The sequence below is a fragment of the Synechococcus sp. W70.1 genome (assembly GCF_047461515.1).
Taxonomy (GTDB): Bacteria; Cyanobacteriota; Cyanobacteriia; order Thermostichales; family Thermostichaceae; genus Thermostichus.
The window spans coordinates 23,637-48,659 of the sequence record NZ_JANSHH010000013.1 but is presented as its reverse complement, the minus strand read 5'-3'; the positions used below and the strand labels follow the sequence as shown (position 1 = coordinate 48,659).

The following is a 25,023-nucleotide window of genomic DNA, read 5'->3' as shown; positions in this document are numbered from 1 at the left end:
GTCATTCTGCTACGGGGATCAATGACTTGAGGGCTTGGAAAGCTCCCTAGAAGTCTGGGGGCAGCACCCCCGTTTTCACCTGGAAGATGCGCACTTGTCCATCGCGGATGACCCGCAGCGTCAGGGTCTTGCCCACGCCGGCGGCATCCACCAACTGCTGCACCTGCTCGGCGTCGCGAATAGGTTGGCCGTCGATCTCGACAATGACATCCCCTTCGCGCAGGCCAACTTGCTCAGCCGGCGAGCCCGGAACCACCTCCCCAATCAACACCCCTTCCTGCACCGTCAGCGGGCTGAGCCGCGCTGGGTCGCGGTTGAGGCGGGCTACCAAATCGGGGTTGAGGGTAATCATGCGAATACCCAGGAAGGCGTGCTCCACCCGGCCGTCGCGGATCAGCCGCTCGGCAATTTCCATGGCGCGGTTGATGGGAATGGCAAAGCCAACACCCTGAGCCCGCTGGAAAATGGCCGTATTCACCCCAATAACCCGACCTTCCGCATCCAGCAAGGGACCGCCAGAGTTGCCAGGGTTGATGGCAGCGTCGGTTTGCAGGAAGGTCACCCGCTTGTTGGCAGCCCCGATTTGCCCAGAGGAGCGTCCGACAGCACTGATGATCCCCACCGTTACCGTGTTGTCCAGGCCCAGTGGGTTGCCAATGGCAATGGCCCAGTCTCCTGGCCGCACCTGGTCAGAGTTGCCCAGGGTCACCGTGGGCAGATTTTCTCCCTCGATCTGGATCACCGCGATGTCGGTCACCGGGTCTGAGCCTTTGACTTTCCCTTCGAAGGTGCGCCCATCGAGCAGATGCACCCTAACCCGCTCGCTACCCTCCACCACGTGGGCATTGGTGAGGATCAAGCCGTCGGCGTCGATGATGAATCCGGATCCGGTGCCTTCCTGCTGGAACTCTTGCGGCAGTTGCGGGAAGAAGTGGCGGAACAGGGGCTGGTTAAACAGCTCAGGATCAAGGGGGCTGGCCACGGTGCGGGTGGCGTCGATGCGCACCACTGCCGGCCCCACCTTTTGGGCAACCGCGGCAATAAAATTGGAGGGCCGGACGGCGTCAGCAGGAGCGGCAGAATTGGCAGCCTCGGGGCGAGGCAGAAGGGATCCCACCCCCTCACTGGTCCGCTGCGACCAAGAGGCAAGGGGAGTTTGCTGCAGCCACTCCTGCCCCCTTGGCGACGACAGCCAAACTCCGTAGGCGAGGCCGCCGCTAAACAAAGCCATTGCCAGAAGTGTTTGCCGTAAAAGCCGCGCCATGATCCCTCCCACAGCTAAGCCCTATTGCCAAGAAAACGAATGCAAGGATAGGGAAGGCTTAGACCCAATCCGCTGACTAAGGCCAGCTTGGTTAACCCCGCCTCTATACCCTATCCTACCTGGCCCCCAGTTACCCTTTAGATGGGTGAGAGCCCTGTGCTCAACTTAGCAAATCTAGCGGGCAACAGCAGTGCTCAAACGGTCAATGACGATCGGCAATTTGGGCAAGATCCCCTCTTTTTTGCCCCAGGAGCGGGATCCGTGGCAGCGCCACCGCGCCTGGATGCAGTTAGCTCTAGAAGAAGCTAGGCAAGCGGGGGAGGCGGGCGAGGTGCCCGTGGCAGCCCTGGTGGTCGGGCCAGGGGAAGAGTTGCTGGCCCTGAGCGGCAACCGGCGGGAGCGGGATCGGGATCCCACGGCCCACGCAGAGATTTTGGCCCTGCGGCAGGCAGGGCAGCGTCTGGGCGATTGGCAGTTGCAGGGCTGTCGGCTGTACGTGACCCTGGAGCCCTGCCCCATGTGTGCGGGGGCGATCAGCCAATCGCGGCTGGCCCAGGTGATCTATGGTGCTGACGATCCCAAGGCCGGCGCACTGCGCAGTGTGCTCAACTTGCCTGCTTCTGCTGCCAGCTTCCATTGCCCAGAAGTCATCGGGGGGGTCTGCGAGGCTGAGTGTCGTCGTCTGTTGCAGGAGTGGTTTAGCCGCCGGCGGGGGAGCTCTTTGTGGGGAGCGAGAACCCAAGGAAGTGCCTCCGTAGGCAGTTTTTGATATATCGTCATAACGGGTTGGGCAGCTTTGCGGGCAATCTTGCACCCTTCAAGGAGGTTTTCTGCTTCCGAAGTAGTCTATTGCGGAGGATAGGGGCTGTGCCTGAAAAGCAGTTTTCTGCTCCACTAGCTCGGCTAGCTGGCCTTCTGGTTTGGGCTTGGCTTTGCTTGACCTTCCCAGTTCAGGCGCGGGTGCTGCTGCGGGTGGGAATTGCCGTCAACAAGCCACAGGTTAGGCTTGGCAGCTCTACTCCGGCCCGTCTCCTAGACCCCCAAGGCCAGCTGCTAGCTGAGATCCCGGCCATGCAGCCCCTTCAGGCCATTCGGGTAGGCTCAGCAGTAAGCGTAGCTGGTCACCAGGCAGAGCGCCTCTATCTCCAGCCTACGGAGCCGGAGGGGCTGGTGTTCATTGACCAGAACTGGTACCGCGGCTGGGCAGAGCTGATCCCCGGCGAGAGGGGAGTGATCGCTATCAATCAAGTAGGTTTGGAGGACTACGTTTCCAGTGTGGTGGGCAGCGAGATGGGACACCGCTTCCCGATGGAGGCCCTCAAAGCCCAAGCCGTGGCCTCCCGCACCTATGCCCTCTACCATCGCAGTCGCCGTTCCCACCAGCCTTTTGACATCGGAAATGGCGTCGATTGGCAGGTCTACAAGGGGGTGGCGGCTGAATCCAACCGCACCCAAGCAGCGGCCCGCGAGACGGCCGGGCAGGTTCTCGTCCACCAGGGGCAGTTGATCAACGCTGTTTTCCACTCCTCCAGTGGGGGGCACACAGACGATGCCGGCAATGTTTGGCTGGAGTCGCAGCCCTACTTGCAGGGGGTGCCCGACTTCGATCACCACTCGCCCGTGTTTAGCTGGACGGCCACCATTCCTGCTCACCAGATCCAGCGGCTGGCCGACGGGATCGGTGCCATCCGTTCCATCGAGATCCTGCGCAGCTCCCCTTGGGGACGGGCCATTACCCTGCGCCTAGTGGGATCCCAGGGCAGTAAAGACATCAGGGGTAACGAGTTTCGCAAGGCCCTGGGGTTGCGCAGCACAATGATCACCATCAGCCCGCGTGGGGAGACAGCCACCACCGCCAGCCTGACTCCTGCTAGGGCAAGCTTCCCTGCTTTCTTCGAGATCCAAGGGCGCGGCTACGGGCACGGAGTGGGCATGAGCCAGTGGGGAGCTGCCGCCCTGGCTAGCCAAAACTACTCCTACCAACAGATCCTCAGCCACTACTACCGCAACACCAGCTTGGCCGTGGTGGAGGGACGCTAGGTTCAGTGGGAGCTCCTATCGGAAGAACTCATTTGGTAGCGAAGGCAGCTAAAGCTTTTCCGAGCTTGTGGCAATTACCCTCTGTTAACCTGATGCAGCGCCATCTCTCCAGACGGGCCGAAGACTGGCCAGTGGCCCTCTTTGAGATTGAAAGCTGAGCTGCTGGGATAATAAAGGCTGAGGAAATCTGGCTTGGAGCTACTGCAGGTTGTAGAGATCCTGCTGAATCTAAAATCAGTTAGAAACGCTTACCAAGTACAATCAAACTCCGCCGCCCCAGGTATCTATCCTATGTCCCTTGCTGCTCTAGCCTCTGCTTTTCCCGAACGTTGCCCGGCCCTGCCGCCGGCGCTTGCCCCTTTGTGCGAGATTGCCCGCAACTACTGGTGGACTTGGAACCCGGATCACCTCACCATTTTCCGGGAAATGGATCCCGCCCTCTGGGAAAAAACCTCCCACAATCCAGTGCGCATGCTGGAGGAGGTTTCTTACTTGCGCTTGGCGGCCTTGGCCACCGATGTCAACTATCTCAACACCCTCAATCGGATGGTGCAAGCCTATCGCAAGTACATGGCAGCTGAGGATACCTGGGCCAAGCGCACCATGAAAACCTACGACTGGCAGCGCCCTATTGCCTATTTCTGCGCTGAGTACGGTCTACACGAGTCCTTGCCGATCTACTCCGGTGGCCTGGGCATGCTGGCTGCCGATCACCTCAAATCCGCCTCCGATCTAGGGGTGCCGATGGTGGGCGTGGGGTTGCTCTACCGTCAAGGCTATTTTCAGCAGCGCCTGGACATCAGCGGCTGGCAAGGGGAGCTCTACGAAGACTGTGAGGTTGACTCCCTGCCCCTAACGCTAGTGCGGCGGCCAGATGGCAGCCCCCTACTGGTGGAGCTGTCAATGCGGCAGCGGTTGGTCAAGGTGCGCGCCTGGCGGGTCGATGTGGGCCGGGTTCCCCTTTTCCTCTTAGACACTAACCTGCCGGAGAACGATCCTATTGACCGCTGGATCACCGCCCACCTCTATGGCGGGGGCACCGACACGCGCCTTGCCCAGGAGTGCGTCCTCGGCATTGGCGGGGTACGGCTGCTGCGCCAGCTGGGCTTGGATCCCATGGTCTACCACATGAACGAGGGGCATTCCGCCTTCCTAACCCTGGAGCTGCTGCGGGAGGAGGTGGCGCGGGGCACGCCCTTTGAGGCAGCAGAGGCCAAGGTGCGCGAGAAATGTGTGTTCACCACTCACACACCGGTGCCGGCTGGCCACGATGCCTTCAGCCCCAGCGAGATGGATGCGTTCTTTGCCTCTTTCTGGCCGCAACTAGGCCTGACGCGGGAGCAGTTTTTGGCTCTGGGAGCGCGGCGCGGCGGGGATCCCTGGGAGCCCTTCAACATGACGGTGCTGGCTTTGCGCTACGCACGTGCGGCTAACGGAGTAAGCCAGTTGCATGGTCGGGTCTCACGCCAGATGTGGCATGTGCTCTACCCAGAGCGCTCCGTGGATGAGGTGCCCATTGGCTCCATTACCAATGGGGTTCACGCCCGCACCTGGGTTGCTCCTCTTTTCTGGAACCTCTACAACCAATACCTAGGTCCCGACTGGCCCGAGCGGGTATCCGACCCGGAGCTGTGGGCCAAGGTAGAGGAAATACCTGATGAGGAACTGTGGCGGTGCAAAGAAGCCCTGCGGGAGCGGCTGGTGGCTTTTACCCGTCACCGGGTGTTGCGGGCGCGGCGCAGCCGCGGAGAGAGCAACGAGCGCATTCAGGCTGTCAACCAGTTGCTGGATCCCAAGATCCTGACGATTGGGTTTGCCCGGCGCTTTAGCACCTACAAGCGAGGAGACCTCATCTTGCGGAATTTGGAGCGGGTTACCCGCATCTTCACCAACAAAGAATACCCTGTGCAAATTATCTTTGCTGGCAAGGCTCACCCGCGAGATGAAGAGGGTAAGCGCCTCATCCAACGGGTAGTCGAATGGTCAAATCGGCCTGAGGTGGCCCACAGGGTTGCCTTTATTGAAAATTACGATGCCTACGTCAGCCGCAACTTGATCCAAGGGGTGGATCTGTGGCTAAACACCCCGCGGCGCCCTCTTGAAGCCTCGGGCACCTCTGGGCAAAAGGTGGGCTTCAACGGCGGGCTCAACCTCTCGGTTTTGGATGGGTGGTGGCCTGAGGGCTACAACGGTCGCAACGGCTGGGCCATTGGACAAGCCATTGAAGGCCTAGATCCCGCCATCCAAGATGAACTGGATGCCAACTCCCTCTACGATGTGTTGGAGTACGAGATCATCCCCATGTTCTACGAGCGGGATGAAAAGGGGATCCCGCGCCGCTGGGTTGCCCGCATGAAGGAGGCGATCCGCACGCTCAACCCGGTTTTCAACACCGACCGCATGGTGGCTGAATACGTGGTGAAGATGTACGAGCCTCGGGCCACCGAAACAGAGGTGAGCCGCCTCTTGTCGGGCTCGGCTGTCGTCGACTAAGGCAGCCTCCTCGAAAAACTTGAGATCCCTGCCTGGAAAGCAGGGATCCCCCACCTCGCCTCCAGCGAGAGAGACCTAAGCGTTGACGTTGAGGGCCACTGGCAAGCTCACCGGCTCCTCCTCCTCAGGTGGCAGCATCACCACTTCAGAGCTCTCGATGATTGCCTGTAGCTCTTCCCCGTCGATGGTTTCCGCCTCCACCAGGCGACGGGCAATGCGATCCAAGAGAGCGCGGTTCTCCCGGATGAGATAGGTAGCCCGCTGGTAGGCTTCGTTAACCAGACGCCGCACTTCCTCGTCGATAAGGGCTGCTGTCTCTTCGGAGAAGTCCCGCTCGGCAGCAATCTCGCGACCTAGGAAGATGTTGGCGTACTGGCGGCCCAGGGCCACATTGCCTAGGCGGTCGCTCATGCCAAAGCGAGTCACCATGTTGCGGGCAATACGGGCTACCTGCTGCAGGTCGCTGGCTGCCCCCGTAGTCACCTCTGCCTCGCCGTAAACCACCTCTTCGGCCACCCGTCCGCCTAGGGCGACAGTCATCATGTTTTTGAGATGAGCACGGCTAGTCAGGCCCATGTCGTCATCGTTGGGCACAAACCAGGTAAGGCCGCTCGCCTGGCCGCGAGGGATGATGGTGACCTTTTGGATGGGATCGTAGTTGGGCAAGAGGGCTCCCACCAGGGCGTGGCCCGCCTCGTGGTAGGCCACCAGCTCCTTGCGCCGCTCGCTCATGAGGCGATCTTTCTTCTCTGGGCCAGCTAGTACTCGATCCACCGCGTCGTTGATCTCGTCCATCGAGATCTCCGTGAGGTTGCGGCGGGCCGCCAAGATGGCTGCCTCGTTGAGCAGGTTGGCTAGATCCGCCCCCGTAAACCCAGGGGTACGGCGGGCTAACTTCTCCAAATCCACATCGGCGGCCAGGGTTTTGCCACGGGCATGCACCTTGAGGATCTCCAGGCGGCCTTGGAAGTCAGGGCGGTCCACCGTTACTTGGCGGTCAAAGCGCCCCGGTCGCAGCAGCGCTGCATCCAACACATCGGGTCGGTTGGTAGCTGCAATAACAATGACACCGGAGTTGCCCTCAAAGCCATCCATCTCGGTCAGCAGCTGGTTGAGAGTTTGCTCCCGCTCGTCGTTGCCACCTCCCAAACCCGCTCCCCGCTGCCGACCAACGGCATCGATCTCGTCGATAAAGACAATGCAGGGGGCATTTTGCTTAGCTTGCTCGAATAGATCCCGCACGCGCGAGGCTCCTACCCCCACAAACATCTCCACAAACTCGGAGCCGGAAATGGAAAAGAAGGGCACCCCTGCCTCCCCAGCCACAGCGCGGGCCAAGAGAGTTTTGCCGGTGCCTGGAGGGCCGACCAGCAACACCCCTCGCGGGATCCTTGCCCCAAGAGCGTTGTAGCGCTCAGGGTTTTTCAAGAAGTCTACCACCTCCGCCAGCTCCAGCTTGGCCTGGTCTACACCTGCCACATCGTTGAAGGTAACTTGGGTTTTGGGCTCCATCTGCACCCGCGCCCTCGACTTGCCGAAGTTAAGCGCTTGACTGCCAGGGCCATTCTGGGCTCGCCGTAGCAGGAAAAACAGACCCAGCAGCAGCAAAACAGGTAGAAGGAAGGTGCTAAAGATGCGCCCCAGCAAACCCTCATCCTGAACAGGGCGCACTGCTAGTTCTACTCCTTTGGCAAGCAAGGTGTTCTCAAAGTCGGGAGTGAGGGGGGGCAGATTGACCTGCACTCGAGTGGCGCGGCTGTTGATCTCCGCGTCGGCAATGGCAATTTGGCGGCCATCAGGGGTAACCTCAACCAAAACCTTGCTGACCTCGCCCCGCTCTACGCGGCTCATGAGATCCGAGTAGCTGATCTCCAGGCGCTCAGCCGGGCGGGTGCCGAAGAAGGTTGTGGCCAGCGAGATCAAGACGATGGCCAGCAAGGCATACAAGCCGGCACTCCTCCATTTTTTGTTTTTACTTTTCTGACTCACGGAAGTGTTTCCTCCCAAAGGGTGCTTTCTATCCAATGGTGCCTGGGCCCACCGGCAGACTATTAACTAATATTAACCTAGCTGAGAAGCCAGCGGAAATCAAATGGCACACCTTCTGCCGCTAGGCTTAAAAGCAAGCGAATGCCCTCCTGTATTCCTCTAGTATCCCGATGCTGACCCAACTGCGCCAATTGAGCCTGGCCGCCGACGGACGCTATCTCCGAGATGAGGAGATGCAGTTCATGGAGGCCTACCTAGCTTCTTTTGAGTTGCGGCTAAGCGCCTACCGCAAAATTCAAGCGGCGGAAGCCCAGATTGTCGGCGAGGTGGAGGCCAAGCTGCGCGCCTTGGATCCCTACTTGCTCATGCGGGGGATAGAGGACTTCAGCAACAAGTGGAAGGCGGACACAGTGCGGGTTTTGCGTCTTTCCGCTTTGGCCATGCTTTTGGACGATGAGCAGCGCTACAAGGAGCGGTTCCTCTACTGGTTTCAGACCTTGATGCGGGCCTTTCGCACGCAGCGCAGTTGCGAGGCCACCTACCGCCTTCTGCAGGAGGTGATTGCCAAGTACCTTACCCCGGCGGAGTTTGCCTTAATCCAGCCAATTCTGGAAACCAACCGCACCCTGCTAGGCCTCTCCTAGGCAGGAGTTTCCGGCAAGGGGGCCGCCTCGATCAGCTCCAGCTCCTCCGCCTGCAGATGGGCGCGGAACTTGTTACCAAACTGCACCTGAAAGGGAAAGTTGGCGCTGACAGGGCGGCCATTCCAGTCCCGGATGACAGCTATTACTTCTCCCTCCATGCCCTTGAGGTCAAACGGTTGATTGCGATGTTCCGGGTGGTGATAGACAATCACGCTGGCGCGCACCCGTACTCGATCTCCAACTTTCATCCTTTGCTCTCCCGAAGAGGCAATTGTTCTGGAAATACTCTACCTCGATCCCTAACAAAGGCTTCAGAATGTAGAGAAATATGTATGAGGCAGCAGTTGCCTTCCTTGGGCTCCCAGTGGGGGATTGGCAGCTGCTAGGGTTTCGGGAAGAGCGGGGTAAAGCGAGGAGGCATCGCTAGCCCAAGCTGGCTTTTCCTTCGGCTGGCTTGGCCTAAATCACTTCCTGTCGGCAGCGATTGCCAATGCCCCAGTCCCCATAGCATTCAAGTCGCTGCAGGTCGAGTCAACAGCTGCTCCAGCCTTACTGCCTGCAACTCTGGAAAGGGGACGTGAAATCTCTCCATTGCCCTCTGCAGCTGGAGAAAATTGGAGTCCTGGTGGTTCGGTTTGGTTGATTCACATTGCTTTAGAAAAAGCTTTGCAAGCAGCGGAGAAGAAACCTCTCAAGCTATTTAGAGCTTTTCTCTCCGCTTAACACAAAAGTAGGATCCAAAGCCAGCAACAGTTGGGTGCGGCCTCGCGACTCCAGACGGTTTACTGCTGCCTGGATAACTTCAACCTGGTGGGCTCCCACCGCAGCCAGGCCGGCGGAGAGGCCGTAGAGATCTTCTAGCGAATTGGTAGTGGCCACGACTCGGCCGTTGGGTTTGAGATAGTGCCAAGCAGCCTCTAGGATCTGGCGGAGGGGATGGCCCCCTTCAATGCAGAGGCGGTCGGGGGGCGGAGAAAGCTGATGCAGACACTCGGGAGCAGTGCCCTGGATAACTTGCACGTTGCTGAGGCCAAATTTCTGGCAGTTACTCTCAATCAAGCTGACCACCTCAGCATCACGCTCGATGGCAATCACGCAAGCGCGGGGGCAGAGAATAGCCGCCTCGATGGCAATGGTGCCAGTGCCAGCGCCGATATCCCATAGGCAGTGGTCTTCTCCCAAGCGTAACTGGCTCAGCACTAGCACCCGCACCTCGCGGGGGCTCATAGGGATCCCCGGGATCCGCTCAAAGGCAGAGTCTGGAATGCCGGGGGTGCGGTAGGGCCAAGGAAAAGGGGTTGTCATTGCCAAAAACTGCGGCCGGGAAGGTAAGGAGACAGCTTGATCACCTAGCCAACCTTAGGGGGCAGCCCCTCCCGCCCCACAGCCCTTGTAAAGCTAAGGCAGGTTTTGAAGCTGATGATCGGACTCGAACCGATGACCTGCTCATTACGAGTGAGCTGCTCTACCAACTGAGCTACATCAGCAAGGAGGGCTCGGATTCCATTTAAGCGGAGCTAGGCACTGCCTGCCGCAAAGCCCTAACCCTACCTGAGAATTTTAGCGTATCCTGGCTTGGCTCGGGATCCCCAGGCCTTCAATCCCAGAGAAAGGCCTAAGGTCAACCAGGCCAGCCAGTCGCCTGTGCGCGTGTAGAAGGTTAGCTGGGATTGCCGCCTCACCTCTCCAGTAACCACTCCGCGCTGAAAAATCGGGCCCACGCGTTGTATTCGACCGGAGGGATCCACCACCAAGTTGCCGCCGGTGTTGTTGACAAAAACCACGCTGCGCCGGTTTTCAACCGCCCGAAAGACCGAAAGCCGGCCGTGGAGCATGGGCCAGTGGCTGTTGCCAAACCAGCTGCTGTCGGAGATCACGATCAACGACTCCGCTCCCGCACGAGTTAGAGCTCGGCTGGGGGCAGGCAAGACGCTCTCCAGGCAGATCATCACCCCCAAAGGCCCAAACAGCTCTCCTCCTGCTAGCGGCCGATAGCCATCGGGAGAGGGCACGTAGCGGCCCGACTCGAAGTAGGGGAAGATCCACTGCTTGCCAAACCAATCCTGCACCTGGCCCTGGGCGTTGAAGAGGAGGGCTGTGTTGAAAAACCGCTGCTCCTCCTCTGGCAGATGTACCGTTCGGGGATCGGGCTCCGTTGCCCCGGTAATCAAGGCCCCTTCAGGGGGAAGGATGGCTTGCATGGGCTCGATCACATAGGGTTGTAGCGGGGTGTTCAGCAGGCGGGCCCGCAGCGCTCCTTCTGGCCAGATCACCAACTGGGCCCCCTCGGCCACCGCTTGGGCCGAAAGCTGGTGCAGCTCGCGGTAGCGCTGGCTGCGGTAGTCCCAACTGCGATCGGCTTCTAGCCAGGCCACCTGCTGCACCGTCCCCACGCGAAAGCTGGGATTCCCTCCTTTTGCCGCCAGGACATCGAAATAGGCTAGCCGCACGCTCCCGTAGGCCAAGACTGGCCCTGCTAGAGCCAGGCCGCAGGCCAAGATCCGCCAGAAATCCGGGTTTCTGCGCCCTGCACTCAGCACCCCCCGCAAGGAAAGCTGGGGAAGCTGGAGGGCCAACTGCCAGAGCACGCCGTTGACGAAGACCGCAAAAAAGGTCACCCCCCAGATCCCCGCTAGATCAGCCACTTGGATCCCCAGCGGCCAATCGAACAGCAGGGATCCCCAGTGGAAGGGAATCGGCCAGCGGAGCAGGCCCAGCAGCCCATCTAGCCCTGTCCAGACCGTGGCCACCCCTAGGGGACGGGCCCAGGGGGGAAGCGGCTGGCTCCACTGCAAACTTAAAACTGTGGCCGTTGTGAAAAACAGAGGAATCAGGGGGGCCACCACCACTCCCCCCAAGACTTCCCAGGCGCTGAGCACTTGAAGGGAGAAGGGATCCACCCAGAAGGCGTACAGGCACACGCAAAACCACAGGCCATAGGCCAAACGCCACCGCCTCCACCCCTGTTGCTGTTCGCAGAGGTAAAACAGGGGTGCTAGGCCCAGTAGTGCCCCTGGGAACCAGTGCAACCAGCGGTTGGGGGATCCCAAGCACAGCAGCAAAACAGCTAGCCCTGCCAGCCAGCGGGATCTCCGGTCTTGGCGAACCGGTGGAAGCAAATCGGGGTGTTGAGGGAGGGAGGGCAGCTCCAGGGCCATGGGCAATACGGGGAAATCCTTTGGGTGCTGCGGGCAGCCGTAAGAGCTGGTCTTGCTCGCATCCCCTCATCTTTCTATCCCAGCGGCCCTACCGCGGATACCACCGCTTTTGCCAGGCCCGCATTTGCTCAATCTCCGCCTGCTGGGTAGTGACAATGGCTGTTGCCAGTTGCCGAATCTCGAGGCGCTTGGATTTTTCCAGAGCCTCTCTAGCCATGACCAGGGCTCCTTCGTGGTGCTGGATCATGGCTTGCAGGAAGCGCAGGTCAAACTCAGGGTCAGCGGATCCCAGGTTGGTATCCATGCGCATGGCAGCAGCCATCTCCGGAGTCATGGCCATCTGGTGGCCCATCTCTTCATGCCACATGACGGGATCCCGGGGAGCTTGCGGGTACCAGCTCAGCCGCCAGCCTTGCATCTGCTTGATTTCTTGGCTCTGGGCAGCCATGATATCCTTGGCTAACTGACGAATTTCCCGCCGCCGGGATTTTTGCAGGGCCTCCGCGGCCATGCTCACCGCTCCCTCGTGGTGGAGGATCATCGCATCCAGAAACCGCAGGTCGAAGGATTCGTTGGCAGGGCCTAGGCTTATCCGATGAGCTCTATGGATCGAGAGCTCCCCCTTCCCCTTGCTCTCATGAGCAGTTGCCTCCAGCTCCCTGCCAGCCCAGGAAGCCCCCAGGACAAACCCACCAGCCAGGATGAGAGCCCAGCCCGTCAGGCGCATCGCCACTTCCCTCCGAGGACAACAGGCCAATATCCTACACCTTCCAATCCCCTCTGGAGTCAAGCCCTTTGGCGATCCTGGCGTCGCCCCTTCAGGAAGGGGGGGCAGGCTTCAACAACTGCTCCCCTTGCAGCATGCGGGCAGCAGCGCTGAGCAGCTCCTCCTCCAGGTAAGGCTTGGTGAAGTAGGCAGTGGCCCCCAGCTCCCGGGCTGTTTGCCGGTGTCGTTCTGCCCCCCGCGAGGTGAGCATAGCTACCGGAATATGCTTGAGGTTGCTGTCTGCCCGTATGCGGGAGAGCAACTCTAGACCGTCCATGCGCGGCATCTCGATGTCGCAGAAGACGAGATCGCAGCGCAAGCCGCCGCGGAGCTTTTCCCAGGCATCCTGGCCATCGCGGGCCTGCTCCACCCGGTAGCCCACCTTTTGGAAGGACATGGAGAGCAGCTCTCGCACGGTAATCGAGTCGTCCACAATGAGCACCGTGGTTTGATGGGTCTCCTCGGCCCTTGGCTCCTCAGCGCGACGCTCTGCCCAGAGGCGGCTGAGATCGCGACGGCGGCCTTGAGCCATATCCACCAGCTCGAGGACGTCCGCAATCGGCAGCACCCGCCCGTTCCCCAACACCGTTACCCCAGAGATTCCCGGCGGTTTGGGCACAGGGCCGCGCAGTTGCTTGATCACGATCTCCTGCTCTTCCACAAAGCTGTCCACCTGCAGAGCAAGGTACTGGCCCGCACTTTGGAGGACAACGATGGGAATGATACCCTCCTCCTGGGTGACGGTATAGACCTCAGAGCGGCTGCGGCTGTGGCTGCGGCTGTAGGACAACAAGCTGGAGAGGGGCTGGAAGGGAAGACGCTGATCCCGCCAGGGAATGGTGGGCCGTCCCTGCTCATCAGGCTGCACGGCGTCGACGGGAACATCCAGCATCTCCTCCACGCCGTCGAGGGGGAAGGCAATCAGGGCCTTGTCGCTGACACACACCATCGCCTTGGAAATGCTCAGAGTGAGCGGCAGGCAGATGGTGAAGGTGGTGCCCCTGCCGCGCACAGAATCCACCTGAATGCTGCCGCGCAGTGCAGTGATGTTGCGCCGCACCACATCCAAGCCAACCCCTCGCCCAGCCAGATCGTCTACCTCGCTAGCCTCACGGCTGCTGAAGCCGGGGTGGAAGAGAACCCCAAATACCTCGTCTTCGGTTGCTTCCTCTGACAGCAGCCCCAACCTTTGCGCCTTGGCCTTGACCTTCTCCACCGGGATCCCCGCCCCGTCGTCGGAGACGACAATGATGGCTTGGTTGCCCTGGTAGAAAGCCTTGACGGTGATCTTGCCCTCAGGGGGCTTGCCCAAGCGGCGCCGCTCTTCCGGCGGCTCGATCCCGTGCACCAGGGCGTTGTTCACCAGGTGGGTTAGCGGGTCGGAGAGCTCTTCCAGAATGGCCTTGTCGATAAGGGTGTCCCGGCCTTCCACCACCAGGCTGGCCTGCTTACCGGTTTTGAGGGAGAGGTCGCGAACAGCTCGGGGCAAGCGGTCGGCAATTTGCGCAAAAGGCACCATGCGCGCTCGGTTCAGGCCCTCTTGCAGTTGGGCAGTGACCTGCCGGAACTGGCGGGCAATCTGCTCCGCCTCATTCACCGCAAACTCAATATCGGAGGAAGACTCACGCACCCGCACAATGAGCTCGATAATCTCCTGGGCCAGGGCGTGGAAGGCCGTAAACTGGTCCATCTCCAGCTTGTCAAACTCCTGGCCTGTGGAGTGACCTACTCTGGCGCGGCTGGATCCCTCGCCGTTGCGACTGGAGCCCACTGCTGCCGTGCTCCTGCGGCCAGAAAACAGCGCTGCTTCCAGCAGGGAGCGGTCGTACTGATCCCGCATGCGCTGGCCCAGCTCCCCAAGCTGCTGGACACGGCTCAATAGGCCATCGAGAAATTGGCGCAGACGAGTTTGGTTTTGCTCTATGCTATTGCGAATGACAACCAGCTCTCCCACCAAGTTGTTGATGAAGTCCAGGTGACGCACCTCCACCCGCATTACAGAGCTACCTAGGGCAGCCCGCCGGCCGGCCGGTGTTGCTGGCGTAGCGGGTACTGCTGGGGTGGCTGCTGGAGCAGTAACAGCAGGGGGAGAAGGCGCAGCAGAAGCCTGGGGAGCGACCTCGAGGTCGCCTAGGAGCAATTCCAGTTGGGCTGCGAAGTCGCTGGCGGCTTCCGCAGGGGGAGCAGTAGCCTCTTCCAGCTTAGGAGTCACTGCTGGTTCAGCAGCATCAAAGAGAGCAGCCAGATCGTCCAGGCTGGGGCTCGAGGAGCCTTCTAAAGCTTCTTCTGCCGGGGTCTGCATCTTGCCCTCAGCCACAGTTGCGCCCGGGGCAGCCAAGGACTCATCCTCGGCAAACAGGCTTTCCAGTTGCCTGGCCAGGTCTTCCTCTGCTGACTGCAGAGCCCTACCCTCCTCTGCTACCTCTGGCGGAACTTCTGCAGCTAAGTTGCTTGCTGGCGAGGCTTCTAGGTCACCCAGGGAGGCTCCTTCCTGCGTGTCTGCCGCTGCGGCAAAGAACCGGCTCAGCTCCTCCAGATCGATCTGGCTGTCGCCATCAGTATCCACAGCCGATGAAGGTTCGCCAGCCCCCCTGCCCAGCTCTTCGGCCTCGGCCTCCTCGGTAAACAACGCCTCGAGACGGTTGAGAGAATCCTCCGAGAAAGAGGCAGCAGCTGCTGCAGAAGGCTCCTCTTCTGGGGCTGGAAACATCTGCTCCAGGAGCGCCCACTCCTCCTGGTTTTCTGGGGCCTCCACCGTCTCACTAGCCAAGAGCTCAGCCAGGCTCAGCTCAGCCGTGAAGCCCTGGGCTGCCGCAACCTCTGGCTCCTCGAGGCCTTCGGACTGCTCAGCTGCTTCCGACCAGGCCAGCTCTGCCGCCCCAAGAAGATCCTCTAGGCTCTCCTCGGCAGGGGATCCCTCCTCGACCTCTGCCCAAGGCTCCACCCTGGGAGTTGACTCCAAGTCAGGCAAGGGAGAACTCTCAACGGCTAGCTCCTCCAGCTCAAACGGGGCCTCCACTCCACCACTTGCAGCCGCAAAGTCGAGGCTCGCCGTAGGCCTTTCCGCAGGTGCTTGGGCCGTCAACTCCTCTTCGGTGACGTTCCAGAGAGCTTGACCTGTGTCCTCAGCCTCTGTCCGCTCAGCAGAGCCAGCCTCCGCTGTGGCTTCGCCCACCACTTCCGCAAACAGCGCTGCCAGATCCGCTTCCGCTCTCCTCTCTTCTGGGATGAGCTCCTCGAACGCTGCTGAGGAGAGTTCAGAGGCAGGAGGGATCAGCTCTGGTGGAAGTTCTTCGATATCGGATAGCTGTTCCGCGTTGGCAAACAGCTCCTCAAAGGCCAAGGAGACTTCTTCCTCCAAACTCAAGGGAGTGGCGTCGAAGTCACCTCCACCCACGGCCCAGTCGGCTCGTGGCGCCCCCTCCTCCTGAAGCCAGTTCATCTCTGCGGAGCCAGCAAGGCCTTCCTGGGTAAGGTCGGCGGCCGCTTGCCCGTCTTCCTCTATCCCCTTCTCGGCAGGCATCTCCGGCCGGCCTAGCTCTGGGTGTTCTGTTTCTTGGCTTTCGGCTTCTAGGGCTTCCTCTAACCCAGATTCTCGGCTTAGAGCCGGAGCAGAGAGGACAGCCTCGGGTTCGGCAGAGGACAGTTCTGACTCAGCCTCCTCAGCAACTGTCGGCACGCGGCGGAAGGCCAACAACTCTGCAGAGGGCTGGATGCTCTGGGCTGCTCCGCTAGCCAGAGCCTGGTGGCCCTGCTTAAGATCTCGCAACACTGGCAGAGCCACCTGCCGTAAATCTTGGGCAGGATCTGCCAAAATCTCCCCAACCAGGCGCGCTAGGGCTGTCCAGCCGCCCAGATCCACACCCTCGGCTTGCTCCACCTCCTGCAGGGATTGGGCGATGCTCTGCAAGGCGGGCCGCGTAGCGGGGTCGTCGGGCCGTTTGAACAGCTCCAGCATCTGGCGCAGTAGGGCCGGGATCCGCTGCTGGATCACCACGTCCAAGGGATTAGAGGGTGCAGCCGGCGCTGCCGGGCGGGCCAGCTGCTGCAATTCTGCCGAGGCACTCACCTCCTCAGCCCTGCCTGCCAAGATCAACTGCTGCCCTTGCTTGAAGTCCCGCAGGGCAATCAACGCCAGCGTTCGCAGATCGGCATTGGGGTTGCCCAGCGCTTGCTCGAAAGTTTCTGTGAGCTGTTGCCAACCTTTCAAGTGATGAGTTTGCCCGATTTGCTTGAGGACGGCATTTGCCTCCCGCAACTGCTCGCGCACGCCCGGCTGATCCCCTTGCTTGAACAGCTCCAACATCTGCCGCAACTGCTGCGGCACCACTTCCACCATCTCCTGCTGAAGGCTGCGAGCTGCCGACGGCGGGGCAACAGCCGGAGCGGGAATGGAGGGGGGGCCTTCGCCCAGAAGACTGCGAATGTGCTTTTCGGCCTCCTGAAAAACTGGCTCCAATCCTGCCAAAGTGGAAGCGCTGAACTCCTGGGTGAGGCCTTGGGGGCTCTGCAGCTCGTCCAAGAGCGCCGTCAGACCATCAAAGACCTGCAGCAGCAGTGTTTCCAGGTGCTGATCCACTGGCACCTCGCCCGGACGAGAGCGAAAGATGTTAAAGAAGTCTTCTAGGCGGTGGGCTGTTCGCTGAATGCTGGTAAGGCCCAGCATGGCTGCTCCCCCCTTGATGGAGTGAGCAGCTCGGAATAGCTCATTGATTTGCTCAGGGTCGCCGACCGTGTCCCGCAAGCTGAGGAGCCCTTGCTCGATAGTGGCCAAGTGGTCGCGGGCCTCTTCGATGAAATAGTTGAGAATCCGCTTTTGTGCTTCTTCATTCATGGCAGGAGGCTCCTCCTACGGCCCACAGTTTTAGTAGTAACAAATTGGACACAGGAAAACTTGCCTCTGCGCTGATTGGCAGGGGGCTCCCAAGGAGACTCGGGATCCTTACTCCCTAGAGTGCCCGCGAGCCAGGCAAATTTGCTCATTCATCTCCCACTCGGAAGCGACCCACGGAAGCTTGAAGCTCACGGGCAATGCCCACCAACTGCTGCAGCGAAGCAGCCACTTTCTGCGCCTCTTCGGATGTCTCGTTGGCTGTCAGCGCCACTGATTGCATGAGGTGGGCCACAGCGCGAGAGGTCTCTGTTTGTTGTACGGTAGCCTGAGAAATGGCCCGCACCAACCTATCAATCTGGTGGCTGACCTCGATGATCTCGTCCAGACTGTTTTTGGCCTGCTCAGCCCGCCTTGTTCCCTCGATCACCACCTGGGTTCCCTCTTCCATGGCTGTCATGACGTTGCTGGTCTCCGACTGGATCTGCAGCACAATCTGCTCGATCTCTTTCGAAGCTTTGGCGGCTCGGTCAGCCAGTTGTCGCACCTCATCGGCCACAATGGCAAAGCCCCGCCCCGCCTCGCCGGCCCGCGCGGCCTCGATACTGGCGTTGAGGGCAAGCAGGTTGGTGCGCGAGGCAATTTGTGAGATCAAAGCCACAATCTTGGAGATCTCCTGGGAGGATTCTGCCAAGCGTTTCACCTTGCGGGTCGCCTCTGCTGCCACTTCCCGAATCTCCAGGATGCTGGCCACCGTGCGATCCACGGCTTCTCCGCCCCGGGCAGCTGCCTCTGTGGCCTGGGCAGCGACATTGGCTGCCTCGCGAGCATTGCCAGCCACCTCCTGAATGGAGTCTGTCATCTCCTGAATGGAGTTGAGGGAGTTGGAAATCTCCTCCGCCTGGCGCAGGGCGTCGGCAGAAAGGTTGCGGGCAAAGTCCTCGCTCTGTAAAGCTGCATCGTTCACAGCGGCTGCGGCCCGCTTCACCTGAATCACGATGTCCCGCAGGCTTCTAATGGTCAGGTTGAAAGAGTCAGCAACAGCTCCGAGCACGTCAGCGGTAACCTCCGCCCGCACCGTCAAGTCCCCGCGGGCTGCCCCCTCCACATCGTCCAGGAGGCGGATCACTTGGCGTTGCAAGTCTTCCTTAGCCTGCCCCTGTTCAGCAGCCCGCTGGCTGAGGTCAGCAAAATGGGCCTCCAGGGCAGCAGCCATCCGGTTGAAGCTGTCGGCCAAGCGCCCCAGCTCGTCATCTCCTCTTGCCTCTGCCCGCACGGAATAATTCCCCTGGGCCAGGGCGGCAAAGTGTCCGGCCAGCTCTTGGGTAGTGGCGCGAAGGCGCTGGGCATGGCGGGAGGCAAGGACAGCCCCAACTCCTGTGCCAATGACCCCCCCGCCAACTACGCCGGCCAGCAGGCGGGCTCCACCGTTGGCTGGGATCCCTAGGCCAATGGCCAAGCCGGCAGCCAAACTGACCACCCCTTGCATCAGCGCCAGGGTCAGCTGATTGGCTGTCAGTCGGCTAGGCAGTTCCCCTCCAGGTATGCTGGGGAGAGGGACGGAGAGAGTCGGCAAGCTTTGTAGCGTTCTAGCCGTTTCTCCTGTCTTGCCCTCATCGGCGCCGAGGTCCGCCGGCTCGCTCCTGCCTGTGCCGGCCAGTTCGCGATCCAAGCTGTCCAACTCGTCAGGCTCAAAGAGCACCGTAGAGCCAGCGCTGGCTGTATCTTCATCGGGCGCGGGGATCGGCTCGCTCATGGGGGCGGCCAATTCCGTTGGCAAGCTCCCCTCTAGGGATCCCCCTTCCTCAAAAGTGGGTAGAGAAAAGCCTATCTCCTCGGGAAAATCGGCACCGCTAGCCAATTGAGTAACAGCATCGCTTTCCAGATCTTGCGGCTGTTGCTCAAACTCGTTGAGGAAGGCAAAGTCGTCCTCGAGCATCGGCTCTGCCTGAGGTTGCTTCACACCCCCTCCCGTTGTTCGAGGAGTCGTGGGCAGGGGCTGAGAGGAGCCCAACGGGGCTGCTGGCTCCACTGAGAGTCTCGTCTCGAAAGGTTCGGCAAATTCTCCAAAGCTGTTGCTCTCCGCAGCAAGGGGATCGGCCCCAGCTTCTCTCCTCTCCTCAAACGCAAACTGGGAAAAAGGATCCGACTCCTCCAGTTGAGCAGCAAACCCCTCCCGAGGCTGAAGCTCGTCCTCCTGCGGTAAAGGGGGAGCCTCTGCTAGCTCCGGCGCCACCTGCAACAGCTCCTCCAGGCCCCTACGGGCTGCTTCCAGATCCTCAGGATCGCTGGCTGTTTTGAGGATGGTATCGTAGGTATGGCGGGCTTCCCGCAGTTGCCCTGCTTGCTTCTGGGCCGAAGCCAGCAACAGCTTGACCGCCGTATCCTGAGGTTGAGCAGCGGCCACCTGGCTGAATAGACGCACTGCCTCAGCGTAGTCTCCCCGCCAAAAGGCAACCATTCCCTCAGTGAAGTCTCTCTGATTGTTTGCGCTGGAAACCATGGCTCCTCCCTTCCCTGCTTGGCTACCTCTGGGACTGCTTTAGCCTCAATGCACAGAACTCACCCCATACCCACCCCTCAAAGTCGCTAGGTCGCCATAAAGCTGTAGTAATATGCTCATGGACTGCTTTTCCCCTCCAACCCTAAAGCTTTGGGGGCAAGAGCTAGTGCAACACATCCCCAGCAAGCTTGGGGCAAATCTCTTGGGAACAGGCTCCAAGCTGTTTCCCCTGTCTAGGGAGCAATCTCGATAAGAACTATACATCCTCCTTTCCCTGGCGAACTTATAGGCGGCTCCTCATCAGCCCCACCGATTAGATTTCAGGATGGCCGACGGATCCAGGAACGGCAAGTGAGCCCCTGTCTCTGGCATCACCCATTCTCCGCGCAAGAAGGGAGCTAGCGACTCAGGAGCCTTCTGAACAGGTTGCAGCGATTCCGTCTTGAGCCACTCCATGCCCCCAATGGAGTCCACAGCCAATCCCATCAGCAAATCCTGTTGATCCATCACAGCCACCACAGGCAGCTCGGCACGCTCAAGATTGAGGGGGGGACTGATCCCCAAGAATTGCCCCAGGTCTGCAACCCAGATCACTTCACCCCGCAAGTTGAGTGTGCCCAGCAAAACCGGTACCACATTGGGCATGGGGGTAATCTTCTCAGGGCCAATGCTCATCACTTCCACAATTGATACTGCCGGCAATGCAAATTCTTCGCCGGTAGCAACCTTGAATTTCAGGAATAGCTCACCTTCAGGAGCCTCAATTTCTCTCAATTCTTGGGTTTCGTCCCCCATCAATAAGTCCAGATCCCCCACCATGATGCTCCCCCCTGTGGATGATCCTGTGGAGAGGTGGCCACCGCTCCCTTGCTCAGGAAGCGGGCTAGCCCCTTAGTAATCGCTTAATCGTACCCACCAGTTCCTGCGGCTGAAAAGGCTTGACGACATAGGCATCTGCTCCCTGGCGCAGCCCCCAGTAGCGGTCAGCTTCTTCACCCTTGGAAGAGCACATGACAATTGGAGTGTTCTGAGTAAGCGGGTCAGCTTTGAGAAGACGGCACACCTCGTAGCCGTTCATGCGGGGCATGACGATGTCCAGCACAATCAGGTCGGGTTTGTTCTGCTTTACCGCCTCTACAGCTTCCACTCCATCTTCCACGGTCATGACCTCGAAGCCGTTTTCCTGCAGCAGCTTACTGATCATCTCCCGCTGGGATTGGCTATCTTCTACCACCAAAATGCGACTCATTTTTGGCCGGTCTCCTTGATCTCTTAACCATTAACCTAATTGGTGGAGCAAAGACTCCGCAAACATGTCGGGTGCTTTCATTTCCTTTCACCGGAGCACTTCGTAGCCGTTCCTGCGTGGCCTCCAGGTAGGTAACTTGTTGTCCACTATCACTTTGACCATCGCTTGCACCCCCCAGCCGTTGGCCTGCTGCGACTGAAGCCTATTGCTCAGCTCTGGGGCTGTGGGCCAGCCGTGCTACCCCTATTGTTTCGATGCGGCATTCCTCCGTCCAGTATTCCCTCTCCCGTTTGATTCTATTCGCCGCCCTGTTTGGGAGGTGGGCCCACGTAGGATTCGACGACGGTCAACAACTCCTTCTCAGAAAAGGGCTTGCTCAGAAACTCGTTGGCCCCCGCCATGCGGGCTTTAATTCGGTCAGAAAAACCATCCTTGCCGGTGAGCATCACGATGGGGGTTTCATGGAACTGGCTGGATTTGCGCAACATGGCGCACAGCTCATACCCATCCAGCTTGGGCATGGCCACATCGCAGAGAATCATGTCGGGGTTGAGGAGAAACACCTGTCCCAGAGCTTTGAGGGGGTTGCCAATGGTGGTAACCTGGTAGCCCTCGTTTTGCAGGATGAACTCCACGGTTTTTTGGATGGCCATGGAATCGTCGATGCAGAGGATGTGAGCAGGCTTGTCGCTAGGTTTGAGGGGTCTACTAGGCTTGGGACCAGCAAGGGGAACAGGCTCGGACAGGTGGATTGCCCCCTGCTGCACATAGGGATAGAAGGCTTTGGCCACTAGCAGGATGTCTCGGCCCAGGTAGCGGGCCATCTGGCGAATGCTGGTTTTGCCGTCTGACCACTCACTCAGAGCTTTGAAGACGGCGGCTGGCAGGGTTTGCTGGAGGGGCAGGGGGTTGACGATGGTGGGGGCTTGGTTGGGAGTCTGGATGTAGGGATGCAGCTTCTTCCACTCCTGCACTTGGGTCACCATCTCAGCGAGCAGGGAAGTGACCGGGAAGGTGGTCAGTTGGGGGGCCAGAGGAGGGCCGGCCTCGAAAATAAAGGAGCCGTGGTGAAGGCTGAGCAGATCAAAGAGGACTTCCCGCACCATGCCCAGCAGGATTTGCTTACCTTGGTTGGGGTTGAGCTTGTGGCTTTCCAGCAAAGACCAGAGGCAGCTGTACTCAGGGATATTCACCGCTGCTTTGGGTGGCATCTGAATTTCGTCTAAGGCAGCTTCGAGCTGGAAGCGGCGCAGGTAGTCCCTGAGACGAGCAACGTTGCCTTCGCCTTCAGAGGCATAGATGATCCGCCCATTGAGGAAGAAGATAAACCAGTAGAGGGAAGAGTTTGCCTCCACGAAAAGTTCGCCGGTGCGCTGGCCCAACTCGATCAGCTGGAGAATGCTGCGGATATCGATCTCTTGGAGTCTTCCCTGCATGGGATCCCTCCCTGCAGTCAGTAAGATACGACCATTATGGCGCTAGTCTCTAACGGCTGCCTGTAGGACTATCTTGGAAATGGAGTTAAAGTTTTAAGAAGCTGAGTCTAAGGTTAGAGCCGAGCGCCTACATCCCCGTTGGGCTCCGAATCCCCTAGTTCCTGCAAGACGTATGCTGCCGATATTCGCTGCCTGGGTGCTAGGTCCGCTGTTGGCAACCTACACCGTGCTGTTTGTGCTGCGCATTTTCCTGTCCTGGTATCCGCAACTGGATACTTCCCGCCTTCCCTACTCCCTGGTGGTCGGCCTAACCGAGTTTCTGTTGCGCCCGACACGCCGCCTGATCCCGCCTCTAGGGGGTGTGGACATGGCGCCTGTGGTTTGGGTGGGCCTAGTAACCCTGTTGCGGGAGCTGTTGCTGGGGCAGCAGGGTCTGCTAACGATGGCCCTACACCCGTCTTTCTAGGGCCTTTGTAGAAGAGGGAGCCGCTGCTGGAAGGGTTGTTGGACATTGGCTCCTTCTCGCCTCTCCTCCTGAGCCTGTTTCAGGTGCCGAATTAGCTCTGGCACCACCTGGTAGAGATCCCCCACAATGCCGTAGTGGGCAAATTTGAAGATGGGGGCGGAGCTGTCCTTGTTGATGGCGATGATGAGCTGGGACTTGTCCATGCCAACTCGGTGCTGGATGGCTCCCGAGATGCCACAGGCAATGTAGAGCTGGGGACGGACAGTTTTCCCCGTTTGGCCTACCTGATGGGCATAGGGGATCCAGCCGGCATCGACAGCCTTGCGAGAAGAGCCAACGGCGCTGTTGGGGAAACAGGCGGCTAGCTCCCTCATCAGCTCAAAGCCTTCCGCGCATCCCAGGCCGTAGCCGCCTGCAACGATGACTTTGGCGCGGCTGAGATCCACTGCCTGGGAAAGGTTGCGCACCGTTTCCACAATGTGCAACTTTAGATCCTCCGGCTTCAGGTTAACCGGCACCGGGATCACCTCCCCCTGGCGAGATCCGTCCCACGGCAGGGGCAGCATCACCCCAGGGCGCACCGTGGCCATTTGCGGATTCTTCCAAGGTCCAAGAATGCGGGCTTTGAGCGATTCGCCAAAGCTGGGCCGAATGGCGTACAGGCAGGCGGGGAAGAAGCCAGCCTTGCTGGGATCTCTGCTGTTGGTGTACTCAAAGGGGCCGATGTCCAGCTCGGTGCAATCGGCGGTCAAGCCCGTTTCCAGGTGGGCTGCCAAGCGGGGGGCCAAGTCGCGGCCAGTGGTGGTGGCCCCAAACAGCAGGATGTGGGGCGGCTGAGGCCAGCTTTTGATGAGATCCACGATGACGCGGCGGTAAGGCAGAGTGCGGTATTGAGCCAGCTCTGGGTGATCGGCAATGAAGACTTGATCCGCCCCGTGGCCGATGAGAAGGGAGGGCAAGTGGGCGATGTTGTGCCCAAGGACAAGGGCACTCAGGATCCCTCCTAGCTTGTCCGCTAGCCGTCGCCCCGCTCCTAACAACTCCAGAGCGATGGGCTGTAGCTCCCCGTCTACTTGCTCGGCAAAGACCACTACCCGCTTGCTATCCATAAGTTGGGACTCCTCTTGGGGTGGGGAAGCTAGAAGGTCAGGGTGTAGCGGAACAAGTCAACGGCTTGGGTGAGTTGTTGCACCAGTTGGGGCAGCGGCTGCCCCTGAAAAACTTGACACCGGCCGCCCATCTCCCCAACTTTTTCGGTAGCGGCCACAATGGTCGGGGATCCCTTGAGGCCACAGCGATCTGGATCGGCCCCTATGTCGTCTAGGCTAAGAATCTGGATGACCTCAGCCCGTGCTGCCTCGTCCCGCATGAGCCGCTGCACCCGCTGCATGCCGCGCAGGGTAGGGTAGGCCAAGCGTCGCGCTGTGTTGGCCACTGTAACCAGAACCGGCAAGGGCACCCTTACTGTCTGGGATCCTCCTTCGATAGCCCGCCGCGCCACCAAGATCCCCTCTTGGATCTCGAAGGCCTCGCAATAGGTAACCTGAGGGATCCCCAGCCGCTCCGCCAACTGGGGCCCCACTTGGGCTGTATCGCCGTCGGTGGTCTGGAGCCCGCAGAAGAGGATATCCGGCTGGCCCGCATAGCGAACTGTCTGGGCCAAGGTGTAGGCAGTGGCCAAGGTATCGGAAGCAGCGAGGCGGCGATCGGTTATCAGAATGCCCCGATCCACACCGTGGGCAATGGCCTCGTAAAGTACCTCGATGGCTGGCGGTGGCCCCATGGTGATTGCCGTCACCCTGGCCCCGTGCTGGCGTTTGGTTTGGAGAGCCGCTTCCAGGGCATAGCGATCAAAGGGGTTTAACATCCGCTTGGCCTTGGCCCGGTCGATGGTGCCATCGCTGTTGACGCCCGTTTTGCTGTTGGGATCGGGCACTTGCTTAATCAAAACAAAGGTCTCCAAGGGCCCTTGTCCCCTACTGATCTCCTCTAAGGTAGAAGGGATTTCCTGTCTCACGAAACTTATTCAGCTTTTTTTTGGGATCACTACCAGCTTTAGTCAGCCGTTACTTGTTGTTACCGTTTATCTGTTGCTAGCAGCCTTTTGGCGAGCCCAATCGGCAAGCTTACTAGACCTTGCCAAGCCGATGGAGTTAGCCTGCTTAATTTCACTGGAAGACAAAG

At 59.8% G+C, this 25,023-nt stretch carries 18 protein-coding genes and 1 tRNA gene; 5 read left to right on the top strand and 14 right to left on the bottom strand.

Annotated features, from left to right (window positions below; all coding sequences use genetic code 11):
* Positions 1–46 precede the first annotated feature (46 nt).
* Complete coding sequence (locus NW808_RS02340; RefSeq protein WP_414420146.1) at positions 47–1,264, bottom strand: HhoA/HhoB/HtrA family serine endopeptidase; 1,218 nt, start codon at positions 1,262–1,264, stop codon at positions 47–49.
* 205 nt (positions 1,265–1,469) lie between these two features.
* Between NW808_RS02340 and NW808_RS02335 the strand changes: the two genes are divergently transcribed.
* The 3 genes from NW808_RS02335 to glgP all read left to right on the top strand — a co-directional run bounded on the left by NW808_RS02335 (position 1,470) and on the right by glgP (position 5,797).
* Positions 1,470–2,033 carry a nucleoside deaminase gene (locus tag NW808_RS02335; RefSeq protein WP_414420145.1) on the top strand — a complete coding sequence of 188 codons (564 nt, stop codon included), beginning with the start codon at positions 1,470–1,472 and terminating at the stop codon, positions 2,031–2,033.
* A 167-nt stretch (positions 2,034–2,200) separates the two neighbouring features.
* The gene (locus NW808_RS02330) at positions 2,201–3,304 is read left to right on the top strand and encodes a SpoIID/LytB domain-containing protein (protein ID WP_414420144.1); all 1,104 of its coding nucleotides are present in this window, start codon (positions 2,201–2,203) and stop codon (positions 3,302–3,304) included.
* 291 nt (positions 3,305–3,595) lie between these two features.
* Positions 3,596–5,797, top strand: a complete 2,202-nt coding sequence (gene glgP, locus NW808_RS02325) for an alpha-glucan family phosphorylase (protein ID WP_414420143.1) — start codon at positions 3,596–3,598, stop codon at positions 5,795–5,797.
* Positions 5,798–5,872: 75 nt separating this feature from the next.
* Here glgP and ftsH read toward each other — a convergent pair whose 3' ends face one another.
* Complete coding sequence (ftsH, locus tag NW808_RS02320) at positions 5,873–7,786, bottom strand: ATP-dependent zinc metalloprotease FtsH (RefSeq protein ID WP_414410693.1); 1,914 nt, start codon at positions 7,784–7,786, stop codon at positions 5,873–5,875.
* Positions 7,787–7,956: 170 nt separating this feature from the next.
* On the opposite strand from ftsH, the gene NW808_RS02315 reads away from it, so the two are divergent.
* Positions 7,957–8,430 carry a phycobilisome protein gene (locus NW808_RS02315; RefSeq protein ID WP_414396686.1) on the top strand — a complete coding sequence of 158 codons (474 nt, stop codon included), beginning with the start codon at positions 7,957–7,959 and terminating at the stop codon, positions 8,428–8,430.
* On the opposite strand, the gene NW808_RS02310 is transcribed toward NW808_RS02315, so the two are convergent.
* The 10 genes from NW808_RS02310 to NW808_RS02265 all read right to left on the bottom strand — a co-directional run bounded on the left by NW808_RS02310 (position 8,427) and on the right by NW808_RS02265 (position 22,373).
* Positions 8,427–8,678: a ferredoxin-thioredoxin reductase variable chain gene (locus tag NW808_RS02310; RefSeq protein WP_414396683.1), complete on the bottom strand. Its 252-nt coding sequence runs from the start codon at positions 8,676–8,678 to the stop codon at positions 8,427–8,429. The two genes, NW808_RS02315 and NW808_RS02310, sit on opposite strands and share 4 nt — an antisense overlap.
* A gap of 448 nt (positions 8,679–9,126) precedes the next feature.
* A complete protein-coding gene (cbiT, locus tag NW808_RS02305; RefSeq protein WP_414405802.1) occupies positions 9,127–9,735 on the bottom strand; it encodes a precorrin-6Y C5,15-methyltransferase subunit CbiT in 609 nt (202 codons plus the stop codon).
* 109 nt (positions 9,736–9,844) lie between these two features.
* A tRNA-Thr gene (locus tag NW808_RS02300) sits at positions 9,845–9,917 on the bottom strand.
* A gap of 60 nt (positions 9,918–9,977) precedes the next feature.
* Positions 9,978–11,588, bottom strand: a complete 1,611-nt coding sequence (locus NW808_RS02295) for an apolipoprotein N-acyltransferase (RefSeq protein WP_414420142.1) — start codon at positions 11,586–11,588, stop codon at positions 9,978–9,980.
* Positions 11,589–11,676: 88 nt separating this feature from the next.
* Positions 11,677–12,315 (bottom strand): DUF305 domain-containing protein, encoded by a 639-nt coding sequence (locus NW808_RS02290; RefSeq protein ID WP_414420141.1) that lies wholly within the window; start codon positions 12,313–12,315, stop codon positions 11,677–11,679.
* 91 nt (positions 12,316–12,406) lie between these two features.
* Entirely contained in the window at positions 12,407–17,188 is a 4,782-nt protein-coding gene (locus NW808_RS02285) for a response regulator (RefSeq protein WP_414420140.1), read from the bottom strand.
* A 145-nt stretch (positions 17,189–17,333) separates the two neighbouring features.
* Entirely contained in the window at positions 17,334–19,688 is a 2,355-nt protein-coding gene (locus tag NW808_RS02280) for a methyl-accepting chemotaxis protein (protein WP_414420139.1), read from the bottom strand.
* Between the two features lie 300 nt (positions 19,689–19,988).
* A complete protein-coding gene (locus NW808_RS02275; RefSeq protein ID WP_414396669.1) occupies positions 19,989–20,507 on the bottom strand; it encodes a CheW domain-containing protein in 519 nt (172 codons plus the stop codon).
* Positions 20,508–20,571: 64 nt separating this feature from the next.
* Positions 20,572–20,937 (bottom strand): response regulator transcription factor, encoded by a 366-nt coding sequence (locus NW808_RS02270; RefSeq protein WP_414410687.1) that lies wholly within the window; start codon positions 20,935–20,937, stop codon positions 20,572–20,574.
* A gap of 296 nt (positions 20,938–21,233) precedes the next feature.
* Positions 21,234–22,373: a response regulator gene (locus tag NW808_RS02265; RefSeq protein WP_414420138.1), complete on the bottom strand. Its 1,140-nt coding sequence runs from the start codon at positions 22,371–22,373 to the stop codon at positions 21,234–21,236.
* A 172-nt stretch (positions 22,374–22,545) separates the two neighbouring features.
* On the opposite strand from NW808_RS02265, the gene NW808_RS02260 reads away from it, so the two are divergent.
* Positions 22,546–22,839, top strand: coding sequence for a YggT family protein (locus tag NW808_RS02260; RefSeq protein WP_414396663.1), 294 nt, complete (start codon positions 22,546–22,548; stop codon positions 22,837–22,839).
* Here the strand turns inward: NW808_RS02260 and NW808_RS02255 are convergent.
* Positions 22,836–23,948: an electron transfer flavoprotein subunit alpha/FixB family protein gene (locus NW808_RS02255; protein ID WP_414410685.1), complete on the bottom strand. Its 1,113-nt coding sequence runs from the start codon at positions 23,946–23,948 to the stop codon at positions 22,836–22,838. The genes NW808_RS02260 and NW808_RS02255 overlap by 4 nt on opposite strands.
* A 29-nt stretch (positions 23,949–23,977) precedes the next feature.
* On the bottom strand, positions 23,978–24,802 hold the full coding sequence (locus tag NW808_RS02250; protein ID WP_414410684.1) for an electron transfer flavoprotein subunit beta/FixA family protein: 825 nt from the start codon (positions 24,800–24,802) through the stop codon (positions 23,978–23,980).
* Positions 24,803–25,023: the final 221 nt, after the last annotated feature.